The 13709-nt window shown below is 42.4% G+C and carries 12 protein-coding genes and 24 tRNA genes; 30 read left to right on the forward strand and 6 right to left on the reverse strand.

Annotated elements, in window-relative coordinates; all coding sequences use genetic code 11:
* Nucleotides 1-519: 519 nt before the first annotated feature.
* Complete coding sequence (locus H6G79_RS07315) at nt 520-855, reverse strand: hypothetical protein (RefSeq protein WP_015113795.1); 336 nt, start codon at nt 853-855, stop codon at nt 520-522.
* A 71-nt stretch (nt 856-926) separates the two neighbouring features.
* Between H6G79_RS07315 and H6G79_RS07320 the strand changes: the two genes are divergently transcribed.
* From H6G79_RS07320 to H6G79_RS07330, 3 genes are all read left to right on the forward strand, one after another.
* Entirely contained in the window at nt 927-1175 is a 249-nt protein-coding gene (locus H6G79_RS07320) for a hypothetical protein (RefSeq protein WP_190588259.1), read from the forward strand.
* An 81-nt stretch (nt 1176-1256) separates the two neighbouring features.
* Nucleotides 1257-1775, forward strand: a complete 519-nt coding sequence (locus H6G79_RS07325; protein ID WP_190588258.1) for an HNH endonuclease — start codon at nt 1257-1259, stop codon at nt 1773-1775.
* 16 nt (nt 1776-1791) lie between these two features.
* Nucleotides 1792-2184 (forward strand): alr0857 family protein, encoded by a 393-nt coding sequence (locus H6G79_RS07330; RefSeq protein WP_190588257.1) that lies wholly within the window; start codon nt 1792-1794, stop codon nt 2182-2184.
* A 33-nt stretch (nt 2185-2217) separates the two neighbouring features.
* Here the strand turns inward: H6G79_RS07330 and H6G79_RS07335 are convergent, their stop codons facing one another.
* A complete protein-coding gene (locus tag H6G79_RS07335; protein ID WP_313933889.1) occupies nt 2218-3060 on the reverse strand; it encodes a polysaccharide deacetylase family protein in 843 nt (280 codons plus the stop codon).
* A gap of 244 nt (nt 3061-3304) precedes the next feature.
* Here H6G79_RS07335 and H6G79_RS07340 point away from each other — a divergent pair, with 244 nt between their 5' ends.
* From H6G79_RS07340 to H6G79_RS07465, 26 genes are all read left to right on the forward strand, one after another.
* Nucleotides 3305-3454: a hypothetical protein gene (locus H6G79_RS07340; RefSeq protein ID WP_242048225.1), complete on the forward strand. Its 150-nt coding sequence runs from the start codon at nt 3305-3307 to the stop codon at nt 3452-3454.
* Nucleotides 3455-3623: 169 nt separating this feature from the next.
* A tRNA-Asp gene (locus H6G79_RS07345) sits at nt 3624-3697 on the forward strand.
* Nucleotides 3698-3700: 3 nt separating this feature from the next.
* Nucleotides 3701-3777 (forward strand) — tRNA-Glu (locus H6G79_RS07350).
* A gap of 3 nt (nt 3778-3780) precedes the next feature.
* Nucleotides 3781-3853, forward strand: a tRNA-Cys gene (locus H6G79_RS07355).
* Entirely contained in the window at nt 3829-4002 is a 174-nt protein-coding gene (locus tag H6G79_RS07360; RefSeq protein ID WP_190588255.1) for a hypothetical protein, read from the forward strand. The genes H6G79_RS07355 and H6G79_RS07360 overlap by 25 nt, the downstream gene beginning before the upstream one ends.
* A tRNA-Trp gene (locus tag H6G79_RS07365) sits at nt 3988-4059 on the forward strand. Before H6G79_RS07360 ends, H6G79_RS07365 begins: the two co-directional genes overlap by 15 nt.
* A gap of 114 nt (nt 4060-4173) precedes the next feature.
* Nucleotides 4174-4244, forward strand: a tRNA-Glu gene (locus tag H6G79_RS07370).
* Nucleotides 4245-4248: 4 nt separating this feature from the next.
* Nucleotides 4249-4331: transfer RNA gene (locus H6G79_RS07375), tRNA-Tyr, on the forward strand.
* A 4-nt stretch (nt 4332-4335) separates the two neighbouring features.
* Nucleotides 4336-4425: transfer RNA gene (locus tag H6G79_RS07380), tRNA-Ser, on the forward strand.
* A 90-nt stretch (nt 4426-4515) separates the two neighbouring features.
* A tRNA-Arg gene (locus H6G79_RS07385) sits at nt 4516-4590 on the forward strand.
* Between the two features lie 82 nt (nt 4591-4672).
* A tRNA-Phe gene (locus H6G79_RS07390) sits at nt 4673-4746 on the forward strand.
* 6 nt (nt 4747-4752) lie between these two features.
* Nucleotides 4753-4854: transfer RNA gene (locus H6G79_RS07395), tRNA-Asn, on the forward strand.
* Nucleotides 4855-4859: 5 nt separating this feature from the next.
* Nucleotides 4860-4935, forward strand: a tRNA-Gln gene (locus H6G79_RS07400).
* Nucleotides 4936-4940: 5 nt separating this feature from the next.
* Nucleotides 4941-5014: transfer RNA gene (locus H6G79_RS07405), tRNA-Gln, on the forward strand.
* A 10-nt stretch (nt 5015-5024) separates the two neighbouring features.
* Nucleotides 5025-5101: transfer RNA gene (locus H6G79_RS07410), tRNA-Leu, on the forward strand.
* 6 nt (nt 5102-5107) lie between these two features.
* A tRNA-Leu gene (locus tag H6G79_RS07415) sits at nt 5108-5186 on the forward strand.
* 1 nt (nt 5187) lies between these two features.
* A tRNA-Pro gene (locus H6G79_RS07420) sits at nt 5188-5261 on the forward strand.
* 197 nt (nt 5262-5458) lie between these two features.
* Nucleotides 5459-5535 (forward strand) — tRNA-Leu (locus tag H6G79_RS07425).
* Nucleotides 5536-5547: 12 nt separating this feature from the next.
* Nucleotides 5548-5621, forward strand: a tRNA-Leu gene (locus H6G79_RS07430).
* Nucleotides 5622-5631: 10 nt separating this feature from the next.
* Nucleotides 5632-5707, forward strand: a tRNA-Met gene (locus H6G79_RS07435).
* A 125-nt stretch (nt 5708-5832) separates the two neighbouring features.
* Nucleotides 5833-5959 (forward strand) — tRNA-Thr (locus tag H6G79_RS07440).
* Between the two features lie 9 nt (nt 5960-5968).
* Nucleotides 5969-6039, forward strand: a tRNA-Gly gene (locus tag H6G79_RS07445).
* A 5-nt stretch (nt 6040-6044) separates the two neighbouring features.
* Nucleotides 6045-6119: transfer RNA gene (locus H6G79_RS07450), tRNA-Val, on the forward strand.
* A gap of 6 nt (nt 6120-6125) precedes the next feature.
* Nucleotides 6126-6199, forward strand: a tRNA-Arg gene (locus H6G79_RS07455).
* Nucleotides 6200-6378: 179 nt separating this feature from the next.
* A tRNA-Ala gene (locus H6G79_RS07460) sits at nt 6379-6452 on the forward strand.
* A gap of 332 nt (nt 6453-6784) precedes the next feature.
* A tRNA-Lys gene (locus tag H6G79_RS07465) sits at nt 6785-6856 on the forward strand.
* A gap of 16 nt (nt 6857-6872) precedes the next feature.
* On the opposite strand, the gene H6G79_RS07470 is transcribed toward H6G79_RS07465, so the two are convergent.
* Complete coding sequence (locus H6G79_RS07470) at nt 6873-7898, reverse strand: tetratricopeptide repeat protein (protein WP_190588254.1); 1026 nt, start codon at nt 7896-7898, stop codon at nt 6873-6875.
* 643 nt (nt 7899-8541) lie between these two features.
* Between H6G79_RS07470 and H6G79_RS07475 the strand changes: the two genes are divergently transcribed.
* Nucleotides 8542-9711: a hypothetical protein gene (locus H6G79_RS07475; RefSeq protein WP_190588253.1), complete on the forward strand. Its 1170-nt coding sequence runs from the start codon at nt 8542-8544 to the stop codon at nt 9709-9711.
* Nucleotides 9712-9752: 41 nt separating this feature from the next.
* Here H6G79_RS07475 and H6G79_RS07480 read toward each other — a convergent pair whose 3' ends face one another.
* The 3 genes from H6G79_RS07480 to lpxA all read right to left on the reverse strand — a co-directional run bounded on the left by H6G79_RS07480 (nt 9753) and on the right by lpxA (nt 13441).
* Nucleotides 9753-11000 carry a DNA cytosine methyltransferase gene (locus H6G79_RS07480; protein WP_190588252.1) on the reverse strand — a complete coding sequence of 416 codons (1248 nt, stop codon included), beginning with the start codon at nt 10998-11000 and terminating at the stop codon, nt 9753-9755.
* A 326-nt stretch (nt 11001-11326) separates the two neighbouring features.
* Nucleotides 11327-12490: a lipid-A-disaccharide synthase gene (gene lpxB / locus H6G79_RS07485; protein WP_190588251.1), complete on the reverse strand. Its 1164-nt coding sequence runs from the start codon at nt 12488-12490 to the stop codon at nt 11327-11329.
* 132 nt (nt 12491-12622) lie between these two features.
* Complete coding sequence (lpxA, locus tag H6G79_RS07490) at nt 12623-13441, reverse strand: acyl-ACP--UDP-N-acetylglucosamine O-acyltransferase (protein WP_190588250.1); 819 nt, start codon at nt 13439-13441, stop codon at nt 12623-12625.
* Nucleotides 13442-13709 lie beyond the last annotated feature (268 nt).

Raw genomic sequence — 13709 nt, forward strand, 5'->3', positions numbered from 1 at the left:
GGATGCAGACCTAAAGTACTAGACTTTGGCCTAGGATAGCTTGTCCGTAACTATACATAAACCGTAATTTCTCTGGAATTAAGATAAAAACTCTCAAAAGTATTCCCGCATTAATACTGGCTAATATATTAATTTTAGTAATATTTGTTGCCAAATCTTTTTCCTGTGCTAAGTACATCTCTGTGGCTTTGCAAAAAATTAAATTCTATTATGACAGAACCTCGGAAAAACGTTGTGAGTGTGTTTGTCCCTCTCTACAAGGTTTGTAGATTGTAATATAAAATTCTTGTTTATTATTGATGATGTGGTAATCAAACTTGTCATTTCCTGTATCAAGTGTCATCACATACCTGTGACTAAAACTCCAGTTTGCTTTTGAGTTTGACTTCTGTGTTGATGGCTTAACAAATATATATAAATATTTTAAATAAAAAATATTGATTGGGTGTAACCCCTAAAGATGGAAAGCAGCTTAGTTACCGGAATGAATAACCAAGCTGCTTTCCCAGGAATAAACAACTATCCAGCTAAACTTTCGACACTGAGAGGAACCATATCCCCATTTCGAGTGAGTCCCAATAACATAGGCTGTTGAGGTTGAATTAATTGACCCGTGAGTACACAACGTTCTTCCTGCTGGGCGGTGGCGGCTATACTAGCTCGAATGTCGGCTCGTGAAAATCGCGGCTTCCACTCACCGGATTTTTGCTGGACATAATTCCAGAGAATATCGCGGATTAAGGCTTGATAGCCTTGATTGCCAGCTATTTCTTTAAGTTTGTCTTTGAGTTCTCGTTCTAGGCGAATGCTAGTAACTTCCATGTCGGTTGTTGGGGTGCGAGTAATTGTGTGCATGACTTTTTCTCCTTAAAGGTATGGACAGGATAGTAATACAAGTGTAGTATGTTTAAAGGAATGTTCAATAGGTGAAATTTTCTGTGAAATCCATTTACCCCATCTCTACTTTCTTGTGTGCTACCAACTGCCGATTGCGTTGGGAATCAGCCGCTATGGAAGTGGAGTATTTATTTATGGGCGATGGTAGCCATATTCATTGGCTAGTCACAGAGGGGAATTATGATTTTAGATATCTCGGCATAGGCGTGCTGAATGCAAAACCACAACTGAAAAAAATAAGCGGGAGGTACAGACAAGAGAATGCTGTACCGATATAACACCAGAGAAGTTTTTGGTAAATTTTTAACCCCCGCTTCACTTAGACCAGAAGCGGGGGTTTTTTAATAAGGAGTGAAGCTGTGACGAGCGTAATGCAAGTGTTAGAGCAATCCGTAGTGGTATTTTCGCAAAATTACTTGCCTCTGTGTCGCGTAAATATCAAACGAGCGATTGTGCTGTTAGTAACAAACAAAGCAGAACCACTGGATTTTGCTACTGAAGGCGGATGGCGAGTTCATTCACCCAGTTTAGTAATTGACGTACCAAAACACATTCGTTTGAAAATAGGCTCTAATGAACGGACATGGAAAGTACCACCAGTAAATCGGCGAGAAGTTTTGCGGCGAGACCATCACACTTGTCAATATTGCGGTAGCAGCAAACGTCTGACCTTAGATCACGTCATCCCCCGATCCAAAGGTGGCTTACATACTTGGGATAACGTAGTCACAGCTTGTGAAAGATGTAACTCCCATAAAGGCGATCGCACCTTGTCTGAGACTGGAATGCGGCTACGGAAAATACCAAAAGCACCCATTCACCCCGCGATCGCTTTTGCAGAACAATTTTGGACAAATGTGCAAGCAAACCTGGAATAGCAGGAGAGCATAAGGAATGCTGAAATTAACTTACACCGAAAGGAGCTTTTGTTTAGAGTGTATTCCTCAGTCACTAGAGGAGTGGGTAGCACAGCGCGTAATTTTCGCTATGCGAGTTGGACAAAATTTGTGTGTTGAACCCAGTACTGCTTCCTTTTTGCTCCCTGTTGATCTACCAGGGGTAGAAGCACTTAAGGCGGAGGTGAAACGAGATGATCGGGAAGTCATCGCCTTGTGTATCTGCGATAGCGAATATGTGGAAGTTACCCTGCGCGGTTCTTGGCTATCGAATGGTGCTGAAGATTCTGTGGGTGTGTTCATCACCACAATGAGCGATCGCACTGAGTTCTTTTTGCAAAAACTGTGGCAAGAAGCTCAAGCTTGTGAATCGGTGAAGTATGAAGTGTGAAGTATGAAGTGTGAAGTGTGAAATTTCATACTTCTACTTTCCACTTTTTTCTAGCAGTTCTGGTATTGTCACGAATCGGTAGCCTTGCTGTTTCAGCCCTGTGATGATTTGTGGCAATGCTTCTACTGTTCTATGGCGATCGCCTCCACCATCGTGCATTAGAACAATAGCTCCTGGTTTTGCGCCTTTCAATACATTATTGACAAATGCTTGGGGTTTAGCACGGGGGTCAGTATCGGCGGAAGTCAAAGACCACATAACTACAGAATATTTCTGGCTTTTGGCGTAAGCTGCTAATCCATTATTTAGAAAGCCCCCAGGAGGTCGAAACAAAGTTGTTTTGACTCCTGTTGTTTTGTAAATCAATTCAGAGGTGCGGTCAATTTCCTTTTTGGCGGTGGCTGCATCCATATTCTTGTACCAGTGATGCCAAGTATGGTTGCCGATGGCGTGTCCCTCAGCTACAACTCGCTTGGCAATTTCAGGATTGGCTTGTAAAGCACTCCCTACCCAAAAGAATGTCACCTTGACGTTATTTGCTTTGAATATATCCAGCATTTGTAAGGTTGTTTTTGGCCAGGGGCCATCATCGACAGTCAAGGCAATAACTTTCTCTTGATTACTAGGCTCTATTTTATATAAGGTTTTTCCTTGAAATTTCGCCGGAACCTGGAAATTAAGGTTTTCTGGCTTAGTTGATGGCTGTGATTTAGCATCTGTTGGACTGGTTACTGGTTGATCTGGCACTGGTGCTGCATGGACTTTGTTCATTGGTTGGGTATTTTCCAATTTTGCAGACGTGCTACAGCTTGTTACACAAAAGGCGATCGCTACACAACCAAATATTCTGTATAACTTCAGGTCTTTTTCTTTCACATTAGGTTCCTAAAAATATTCAGCCCATCATAAGCTTGTAGTTTTACTTTTTAGAGAGGTTAATAAATCAAAAGCCAAGCAATATAAGGGTTTTCAGCAATTTTAAAAAATTTTTCCTCAACCCCTTGACATCTTTTGTAGTATTTATGTAGTATATGTGTAGTGAGGCGAAAGACAAAGCCTCCAAACGGTAAAAGTCATGTTCTACACAAACATACAGAACAGGCACTGGAATCAACGAAAGTTGCCAGTCAACCAAGCCTCTCTCACTTCTAAACAACCAGAAGTAGAGGATATCAAAGCCAAAAATTCTCAATTGGCTCAAGCGAAAACCGCCGAATACATCAGTAATACACAAAAGATTTATTACTTAGAGCGTCGGTTATTTGGTTAAAAGTTTTCTCAAGCAAAGTAATTTTTCCGAACCTTGAAAACTGAATAAGGAATGGGCAAGTTCATCAAAAATTATCTGTGCCTTGAAAAATTAAAAAGATAAAAGTAAAAAATCTTTCTTTTGCCTTTTTACTTTTTCCTTCTAAACATTAGGCACAGATACCAATCATGGGGGTATAGCTCAAATGGTGAGAGCGATCGCCTGTCGAGCGATAGGTTGCGAGTTCAAGTCTCGTTACTCCCGTGTAGCCTTGTGGACGACTAGATAAGTCGCTGCGCCTCTCAAGCACAGAGAAGCGGGTGCAACTCCCGTCAAGGCTCCCAAACGGCTGAGTAGCCAAGTGGTTGAAGGCATTGGTCTGCAAAACCGACATCGTGAGTTCAATTCTCACCTCAGCCTTTGGTACGTTGCAGTGTAACTTAACGGCAAAGTTCTCGGCTCATAACCGAGTATATGCGGGTACCCTACCCTTCGGGAACGGCTTCGCCGAACGGGAAGCCGCTATCGCGTCTACAACTCCCGCCACTGCTAATGCAGGGATGGTGTAACGGCAACACCTCGTGACTCCAAATCCGATGTTCTAGGTTCAAATCCTAGTCCCTGCGTCACACAATTTTGGATTTTGGATTGCCGATAGCGTAGCGTTAGCGAGTCCGCGAGCGTCTTTTAGATTGAGTTTTTAATCTAAAATCCAAAATTTAAAATCTAAAATTCTTTTGCCCCCGTGGACGAACGGTTAAGTCGCTGCTCTTTCAAAGCGGAGATGCGAGTTCAATTCTCGTCGGGGGAATTATGGGTCGATGGCCGAGTCTGGTTAAAGGCGACAGTCTGTAAAACTGTTCTATTTTGTTCGCAGGTTCAAATCCTGCTCGACCCACTGTGGAGAGGTGGCTGAGTGGCTAAAAGCATCCTCCTGCTAAGAGGAAACGGGTAGTTAATACTCGTCGAGGGTTCAAATCCCTCTCTCTCCGCCTGAAAAGTCCTGAGTGCTGAGTTCAAAGTGCTGAGAAAAACACTAGCCCTAGCCCCTAGTCTCTAGCCTCTAGCCCCTAATCCCTATTGAGAGCGTGGTGTAACTGGATAACATCTCAGTCTACGAAACTGAAGACTTGAGGGTTCAAATCCCTCCGCTCTCGTTACATAGGAGAGATGGTGGAGTGGCTGATTCAAGTTGAATTAAACCAGTCCACTGGGTAATTACCCATCTCTCCTTCTTATCCCCTAGTAGCTCAGTTGGTAGTAGCGCCTGTTTGAAAAACAGGAGGTCGTCGGTTCAATTCCGACCTGGGGGGCTGCGTTGCCTCGTAGCTCAGTGGTAGTAGCGATCGCCTGTTAAGCGAAAGGTCGCAGGTACCCTGCGGGAAGCCGCTTCGCGTCTACGATACCTGCCGAGGCAGCCATTCATTGCCGGGTGGACGAATTGGAAAGTCGCATCGCTCTGAACGATGAGGTTGCAGGTTCAAACCCTGCCCTGGCAACCATTTATTGCCTTGTGGTGTAATGGCAACATTTCTGAATTTGGATCAGAAGTTCTAGGTTCGAGTCCTAGCGAGGCAGCCAATTTCTTTATACTCTTGTAGCCCAATTGGAAGAGGCTGCCGTCTCAAAAACGGTATGTTGTGGGTTCAATTCCCACCAAGAGTACCAAAACTAGCTCCTGTAGCCCAACTGGAAGAGGCGGCAGACTTAAAATCTGTTAATTGTGTGGGTTCAACTCCCACCAGGAGTACCAACGGGATGTGGCGCAACTTGGTAGCGCGGCAGCTTTGGGAGCTGAAGGTTGCAGGTTCAAATCCTGCCATCCCGATATGCCCCTGTGACGGAACTGGCATACGTGCTGGAATCAGAGTCCAGATTTTGCAGCTACCCTTCGGGAAGCCGCTTCGCGTCTACAAATCCTGTCAGGGGTACTAATACCATTTCACGAAAAATCTGAGAAATATGTAAACCCTAAAATCCTTGCTACATCTAAGTTTTTTAGTTGCGAATTGCGAATTGGTATAAGCTCCCGTGGCGGAACGGAAGACGCACTAGACCGAGGATCTAGTTTTTTGCAGGTTCGACTCCTGTCGGGAGTACCAAAATCAAAGTATGCCCTTGTAGCCCAACCGGAAGAGGCGCTTCGCTTAGAACGAAGAGGTTGCTGGTTCAAATCCAGTCAGGGGCATTGGTGAAATGCGGGGATGGAGCAAGAGTGGCTCAGAGGTCTCATAAGCCTCATATCAGCAGGTGCAACTCCTGCCCCCGTCACCAAATAAGGCAAAAGTAAAAAGTGAGCCAGTGCGGTGGACGGGTTCCCCGGCATAAAGCAACTGGCGAACTCGCAAGAGTTAAAAGGCAAAAGAAGGAAAAAGAAAATTTTTTACTTTTTCACAAGTGCTGGTGTAGCTCAATTGGCAGAGCAACTGACTTGTAATCAGTAGGTTGCAGGTACCCTACCCTTCGGGAACGGCTTTGCCGAACGGGAAGCCGCTACCGCGTCTACAACTCCTGTCACCAGCTCCAGAATGAAGTGCGATCGTGGTGTAACGGCAGCATCAGAGTCTTCCAAACTCACGGTACGAGTTCGAGTCTCGTCGATCGCTTGCGTAGTCCTGTAGTTCAATGGTAGAGCAATTGCCTTACAAGCAATAAGTTGCAGGTTCAAATCCTGCCAGGACTACCAATTAATGGGAGTGTAGCTCAATCGAAGAGAGCATCGAGCTTCTAACTCGAAGGTTGTAGGTTTGAGTCCTACCACTCTCGCCTGAACAAGTCAAAAGTTAAAAGTTAAAAGGCAAAAGTATCAGGACTTACGCAAAAGTATGAAAAAACGAACCGCAAAGGACACAAAGGACACGAAGTTATAAGAGTTTTAGAGAGTTATTGCGTAAGTCCTAAGTATTTCTTTTTACTTTTTACTTTACACTTTTTACTTTCTTCATGGGGTCATAGCTCAAATGGCTAGAGCGCCTGCCTTGCAAGCAGGAGGTTATGGGTTCAATTCCCATTGATTCCACTGATGGTGTCTGAAGCCAAAGCGATCGCGGCACTGGTTTGTGGAACCAGTCATAGCGGGTTTAAGCCCCGTCAGACACCCTTGAATGGAAGATGCCGCTAAATGGTTGGCAACCGGTCTTGAAAACCGGGGTGGGGTAACACCCAGGGGTTCAATTCCTCCATCTTCCGCCTTCCACCTGAAGCCGAAAAGTGAGGCGCTGTGCTGATAACACAGTTATAGGAGGGGCAGTACCTCCCTGGTGGATTTTGATTTGGGGAATAGGGAGTAGGGAGTACGTCTCCTTTTCCCCCTACCCCTTGTCTTCCTTGTCTCCCTTGTCTTTTCTTTATGGGTGGTTGGCATAGCGGCTGTGCAACGGGCTTTTAATCCGTCATAGAGAGGTTCGACTCCTCTACCACCCATTTTCAAAACTAACTTCTATAAAAGAGAGTCTATGTGCTGCTGTACTTTCTGTAAAAGTGGCTGAGACTCGATTTGCTGAGATAATTCATGGGCATTTTGGTAGCAAGATAGGGCTTTTCTTTTGCGTTTTGTTGATGCGTACAAACTGCCCATATTTAGTAAAGTCGAAATTTCTCCCAAGCGATCGCCTAATTGTTGATAAATTGCGATCGCTTGTTTATAAAATTTCATCGCCTGCCAGTTATTACCTAAAATGCTGTAGGTATAACCAATATTATTCAAGGTTGTGGCTTCACCAGAAATGTCTTTGAGGGCGCGACGAGATAAAAGTACTTGATAGTAAATTAGCAGTGCTTGTTTAGGTTGACCTAAATCACTGTAAACAGAAGCAATATTATTCATCGTGGTTGCTTCACCCACCAAATTTTTCACGGCTCTTTGAATAGAAAGTGCTTCCTGTAAATATTCTAGGGCTTGCCCATGTTTGCCTAAAAGACTGTAAGCAAACCCAAGACCATTTAATGTTGCTGCTTCACCAGAAAAATCGCCTAAAAATCGTCGCATTGAGAGAATTTGGTTTTGTAGCAACAGTGCGCGTTTGGGTTCTCCCAATTTGGTGTAAATTAGTGCCACATCATTGAGCGTGGAAACTTCACCTTGAGTATCGTGCAATCTTCTAAAAATATCTAAGGCTTGATCTAAATATTTCAATGCTTGCGAAAACTTTCCCAGACGGCTGTAAGTAGAACCAAGATTACTCAAGGCGGTGGCTTCGGCGCTGGCGTTACTTATCTCTTGAGCAACCAAAAGCGCCTGCTCAAAACACTCTAATGCTTTTTGAGGTTGCCAGCAACCAAGGTGCGCTAAACCGAGGTCGTTTAATGTATAACCCTCTTTGGCTCGATCAGAAATTTCTCTAGCTAATTCTAGATTTTTTGTTGCCAGGGCGAGTGATTCTTGAAGTTTTCCTTCCTGGTAGTAGCGGGTTGCTTGATCTCGACGTTTTTCCCACTCTTGGACTGCATTAAATGATTGCGTCATTTGACCTCAGTTGCACCAAAGAAAAATTAGGCAGGCTAATTTTGAGCCAACATCCCTAAGACATAAATTTGCTTAGATTGCCCAAAATAATGTTAAACATTATTCTCTACCTTGAGATATAGGATGTAAATAGTAAAATGTGGTATATTTTTCAACCAAACTAACTAATTGCTATAAATTTATAAGATAATTGGTTAAGTTTTATAGCTTATTCTTGTAAATTCATATTCTTAGTAACTGGATAAGTCGTTTTTGCGAAAATCTCAAAGATTAGGGAATTTTTAGGTAATTTTAAGACGTGTTTTTTTCAGATTTTGTGTAAAGTAAATTTTGTATTTTTGTTAAGAAATATGACAATTCCACGCTAAGTCAAAAGATTGTTACTATGCCTTGAAGAGATATAGCATCCCTATTTGATAGATGAACTAAAAAGAATAGAGACGAGGAGAGATGAGCATAAATCATTTAGAATGGCTATATTTACCTAGAGCATAAGATTAAATTTGCTGTAGATAACACTTAGTCAACATTTCCGCTTAAATGCTTTTGTATACGATATAAAAAAATTCAATGTTTATTTGGCTGATAAATTGGGAATTTTAAAACTAGTAGGTTATGACCTTGATGTTCCCTTTTATCACTTATGAAAAAGCCAAAGTCTCTGGATTTTACCAAAGAGCAACAGAATAATTCTCCTTGGCCTATATGGTTTCCTTATCCCACTTCTTGGCTAAAAGCGTTGATTTTAGCCATATTTTTACGAGTTATTATCTTTATAGTCGAAAAAGCTGGAATGGTAAGTTACCGTGTAACTTATTTAACCGGAAGTATAGAATTATTTGTTATCCTCTATATATTAATCATTCTCTCTCCTATTCCAGTCATTGCTTTTACCCACCATTTTTTACATTTATTCCTTGGTTCTTTTCTTTCTCAAATTCAAGCTCCAGAAATAGGTAAACCAAGAGGTTTATTACCAGGATTAATGAGTTGGTGGGAAGGTTTGTACGGCTGGCTGGTGATTATTATTGCTGGTTTAACAGCATTTCTTTTGACTACTTTTTTTCTGCCTATATTTGATATTAGTTACAATCAACCTATCATTTACTATACGGAGTATCAAAGAACAATTATAGTAATATTCGGGATTTTTTATATTTCTATTTCTTCTGTAATATATCATGTCGAATACTTGGTAAAACTCAGATATATATCAGTTTATTCTCTCAATAAAGAAGCAATTAAATATGAAAAAAGTACTGATTCAGAAATCAATATAGAGTTTAATAAGTTACGAAATGAAATGGGAGTATACGCAACTTCATCCAAAATAAACCCTAAAATCGAGCCAAAATTTAATCAAGTCAACAAGCAAAAATTTTGGAATCTAAAGCAAAAAAAGTGGCTTTGGATATTAATTACATCAATAATTGCAGCTTTATGTTTAATAATCAAATTAGTAAATATTCAAAATAAGATTATATTGTCTGCTTCCTCGAACAATCAATCACCAACTTTATCAATAACATCTCAGCCAACACCGACACCAGTTGATTCACAGTTGCCTATAGTATCACCTCAACTGGATAATTTTCGTGAGGCTGTGAATCAAGCGATTAGTGCTGCTAATCTGACGCAATCGGCTAAATCTTCAACAGAGTGGCAAAACATTGTTAAACAATGGGAAACTGCTATATCATTGATGCAATCAGTACCTTCATCTAGTCCGAATTATGTACTAGCACAGCAAAAGATTGTTGAATATCAGCGTAATCTTAGCTATGCTCAAAAAAATGCCACTAGTACTAAGTAATGCGATCGCAGAAAATATAACTTGATTTTTATCTGAATATTTTAAGTCTTTAAATAATGTTGTGTAGCTTGCAATATCTTCAATTGCAATAGCTTTTCATCTCCTAGCTGCTGTGGAAACTTGGGTTTGATGGGGATGGTATTTAAACTGCGGATAATCTCGGTGGCGACAGCTTTGGCTAATAGTGGCGGTACAGAATTACCGACTTGGCGAAAACCATGCCATTTAGTGACGTGAAATCGAAACCAGTCTGGGTAAGAATGAAGCCGTGCAGCTTCTCTGACTGTGATGCAACGGGGTGTCATGGGATGAATTGGTCGCGGAGAAGTGAAAGAACCCCTGTGTCTATCTGTTCCGGCGCGTAAGGTATTGCAGACACCAGCCGGATGCAGTTTATGAAAACGGCTGATGGGTTCTCTTTCGCCTTGGGGAGTTTCTTGAAAACGTTGAATGGTTGTGGGTGTGTGTTGAGTGCGGAAACTAGAAGAGAGAATGCGGGCATCGAATTGGCGATCGCAGCTATAATCATCTGCTAAATTACTAATACCGCGCAGTATCAAGGCATAATCACTCGGTTTGCCATAATCAGCAAATACCCAATCTTTTTCTAATAACTCTGCATAATTTTCTACTTCTGGGAGATCACCAATTGCATCCCACACTGTCGGACTCAGTGGTAAAGCATTTTGTGATATTGACTGATTTGGCTTGGCTATTTGGGTAATTGGTTGGGGATACTTGGGTAAGTTGACATCTCCTCTCGCGCCTAACAGAAATAATCGCTCACGGGATTGTGGTACACCATAATGAGCAGCATTCAGAATTTGATAATTTTCTTCTACCTGATAGCCGTGAGTTTGAAACTCACTAATTAAACTTTTCAGAATTTGTTTGTGTTCGCCAACGGTTATACCGCGAACATTTTCCATCACAAAATATTTTGGTTGTAGTTCTAACACCAATCGATGAAAGTGAAATACTAAAGAGTTACGCGGGTCATCAAAAACCCGTTTACCCATCAGGGAAAAGCCTTGACAGGGACTACCACAAATAACCGCATCAATTTCACGACTGCCAATTTTGGAACGTTTGCGAATTTCTTTGCCTGTGGTGTCTTCTACGCTTTTACAAAAAACTGTACACCCCGGAAAGTTAAATTCGTGAGTAGCGCAGTGGATAGGATCAATTTCGACGGCGGCCAATACATCAAAGCCAGCTTGTTCAAAGCCAAGGGTCATACCACCTGCGCCTGCGAACAAATCAACTGCGATTGGTCGTCGTTTTCTCATTGAGTAATAAGTGCTGAGTGCTGAGTGCTGAGTAAAAAATAGTTTGCTCGAAAATTTGCTGTATGAAACCGCATCAAGCCTGGAACTTTAGTTCCAGGCTCATAGCCAAAATCCACAAAGCGTGGACTGAAATGAACTTGTGGTTGAGTCCTCCCAAGAGGACTTGCGCTATGAGACTCGGAATTGATTCCGAGGCGGGATAGATGCACTCAACCCGGATTTGTGTGTACACCGTAGCGCGTTTTAGGAGAGGGAGAGGTCTGTCGAATTCATGTCTTCAAACTTCACACTTCAGACTTCACACTTCATAATTTATACTTCATACTTCACACTTCAGTTAGCATTTGCAAAATTTCTTGAGCCGCGCGATCGCATACGCCAATATCTCCTAAACATTGTCGCATTTGGGCATAATCTGTCAATGTCTGCCGTCTGCGTTCAGGATTCAGTAGTATTTCCATTGCGGCTTGGGTAATATTCTCTGGTGTGGCTTGTTCTTGTAACAACTCTGGTACAATTTCCCGCATTACCACTAAGTTGACTGGAGAAGCAAAGGGAATGGAACCTTTGAGGATTTTCCGCGCAATCCAAACGGTAACGGCATTGAGGCGATAAACTACAACTTGCGGCACGTTAAACAGCGCCAGTTCTAAATTGACTGTGCCAGATTTAGTAATGGCGAAATCAGCCGCAGCAAACACTTCTTTTTGTTGACCAGAGACAATTGTGGCTCGTAAACCGTAATTTTGAATTGCTGACTCTATTGGTTGTTTAAAGCTTTCCAAAGATAAAGGAATCCAAAAGTGAGCTTCTGGTAACTTGGCTTGAATTGTCTGCGCTGCTTGAAAAATGACTGGTAAAAGATATTTTAGTTCTTGCTGACGAGAAGCGGGGAGAAGTGCGATCGCAATTTGTTCTGATGCAATTCCTAATTCAGCACGCGCCGCCTGACGATTAGGTACATTCTGCATCCGATCAATTAACGGATGTCCCACCCAACTGACATTTCCGCCATTTTCTTGATAATATCTGGCTTCTTCGGGGAATATTGCTAAGAGTTTGTCTGTAAAACCAACGATGCGAGAGGTATTTCGCAGACTCATTGACCAAACCCACTCTTGTGGGGCAATGTAATAAACCACAGGCACATCTGGCAGATTTTGTCGCATATAAGTGCCGATGCCGAGGTTTGGCCCCATATAATCAATCAGCACCACTAAGTCTGGCGGGTTTTGCTTGAGATAGGCGATCGCTTTTCGTTGTACTAATAAAGTGGGTACAACATAAGGCAAAGATTCTAAAAGACCCATTGAGCCAATCCCACTGGTATTGCCCAAAATATTTGCCCCTGCCTTTGCCATTTTTTCGCCACCGAGGGCGACAATTTCTAACGCCAACCCAGCAGCAGCAGCTTGGCGTTGCATTGCTGCAATCAACAGCGAACCTTGCAAATCGCCAGACACTTCGCCAGTGCTGATAAATATCCGCATTTTAATTAACAATTACTAAAAATTTTGCCATGAGAAATTAGAAGTTGAGTTAAAGAAGAATTCAGAATCCAGGAGTCAGAATTAATTCTGAATTCTTACTTGCTGAATTCACCCTAATTTCTCAGATATAACTTAAGAATCATCACTTGTGCCTGCTTTACCTCTACCTGGAATCAAGCCACGTCTTCCTGGCATTTGAGACAAGAGTATAAAACGACGCAAATGTTGTAGTTCTTCTGTATCTCCTAGTTGTTCTAACTGTTCTAATGCTTCTTTGAAACTCAAGTTAGAACGGTAGAGAATGCGGAAGGCTTTTTTGAGGGTTTGCAGGTCACTGGCGGACATTCCAGAACGCTTCAGCCCCACCAAATTCAGGGTTCTGACCCGTACTGGATTACCTTCTACTAGCATATATGGCGGCACATCCCGATCAATGCGAGACATCCCACCTACCATTGAGTGTCTACCAATATGGACAAATTGATGAACTCCCAAAACGCCGCCTAATCTGGCGCGAGACTCGATATGGACATGACCTGCTAAAGCTACCGAGTTGGGAATAATTACATGATCTTCAATGATGCAATTATGCGCCACATGCACATAAGCCATCAGCAAATTATTACTGCCGATGATTGTGGCTTCTCCCTCACCTGTGGCACGGTTAACGGTGACATACTCTCGAATTACATTGTCGTCACCGATTTTTACCCAGGTTGGCTCTCCTACAAATTTGAGATCCTGGGGTTCCATACCAATAGCTGCACCTGGAAAAATCTGATTTCGCGCCCCAATTTCGCAAGGCCCTTCCAGCACTACATGAGCGCCAATAATTGTTTCTGGGCCAACTTTGACATGCGCTCCAATCACAGCATAGGCACCAACTTGCACTGTAGGGTGGAGTTCCGCTTTAGGATGAACTACCGCCGTTGGATGAATAAGAGTCTTCAAGGGTGAATCTCCAGAACTGTCGTGAGAAACCAGTGCGTTAATCGCAACTGGTGTTGCTGAGTTGTGATAACTTCAACAATCGAAAGTGTCGGGCAAAGCAAGTTAAGTGTGAGGGCAGCGAAAATTCAGAAATTTTCAAATACTGTGTGGACAGTTGTTAATCTGTGATGCTTGTTTAGATTTGAGCCTCAGTATATAACAATAGCCAAGCCAGTTATGACATTGTAATAACTGGTTTTATACTCAGCACGTTGCCATATCACGGTTG

This window comes from Anabaena sp. FACHB-83 (genome assembly GCF_014697485.1).
GTDB lineage: Bacteria > Cyanobacteriota > Cyanobacteriia > Cyanobacteriales > Nostocaceae > Nostoc_B.

Coding starts and splice junctions, on each gene's coding strand:
- H6G79_RS07315 (WP_015113795.1), bottom strand. CDS start 855: ATGCACACAATTACTCGCACCCCAACAACCGACATGGAAGTTACTAGC.
- H6G79_RS07330 (WP_190588257.1), top strand. CDS start 1,792: ATGCTGAAATTAACTTACACCGAAAGGAGCTTTTGTTTAGAGTGTATT.
- H6G79_RS07470 (WP_190588254.1), bottom strand. CDS start 7,898: ATGACGCAATCATTTAATGCAGTCCAAGAGTGGGAAAAACGTCGAGAT.
- H6G79_RS07475 (WP_190588253.1), top strand. CDS start 8,542: ATGAAAAAGCCAAAGTCTCTGGATTTTACCAAAGAGCAACAGAATAAT.
- H6G79_RS07480 (WP_190588252.1), bottom strand. CDS start 11,000: ATGAGAAAACGACGACCAATCGCAGTTGATTTGTTCGCAGGCGCAGGT.
- lpxB (WP_190588251.1), bottom strand. CDS start 12,490: ATGCGGATATTTATCAGCACTGGCGAAGTGTCTGGCGATTTGCAAGGT.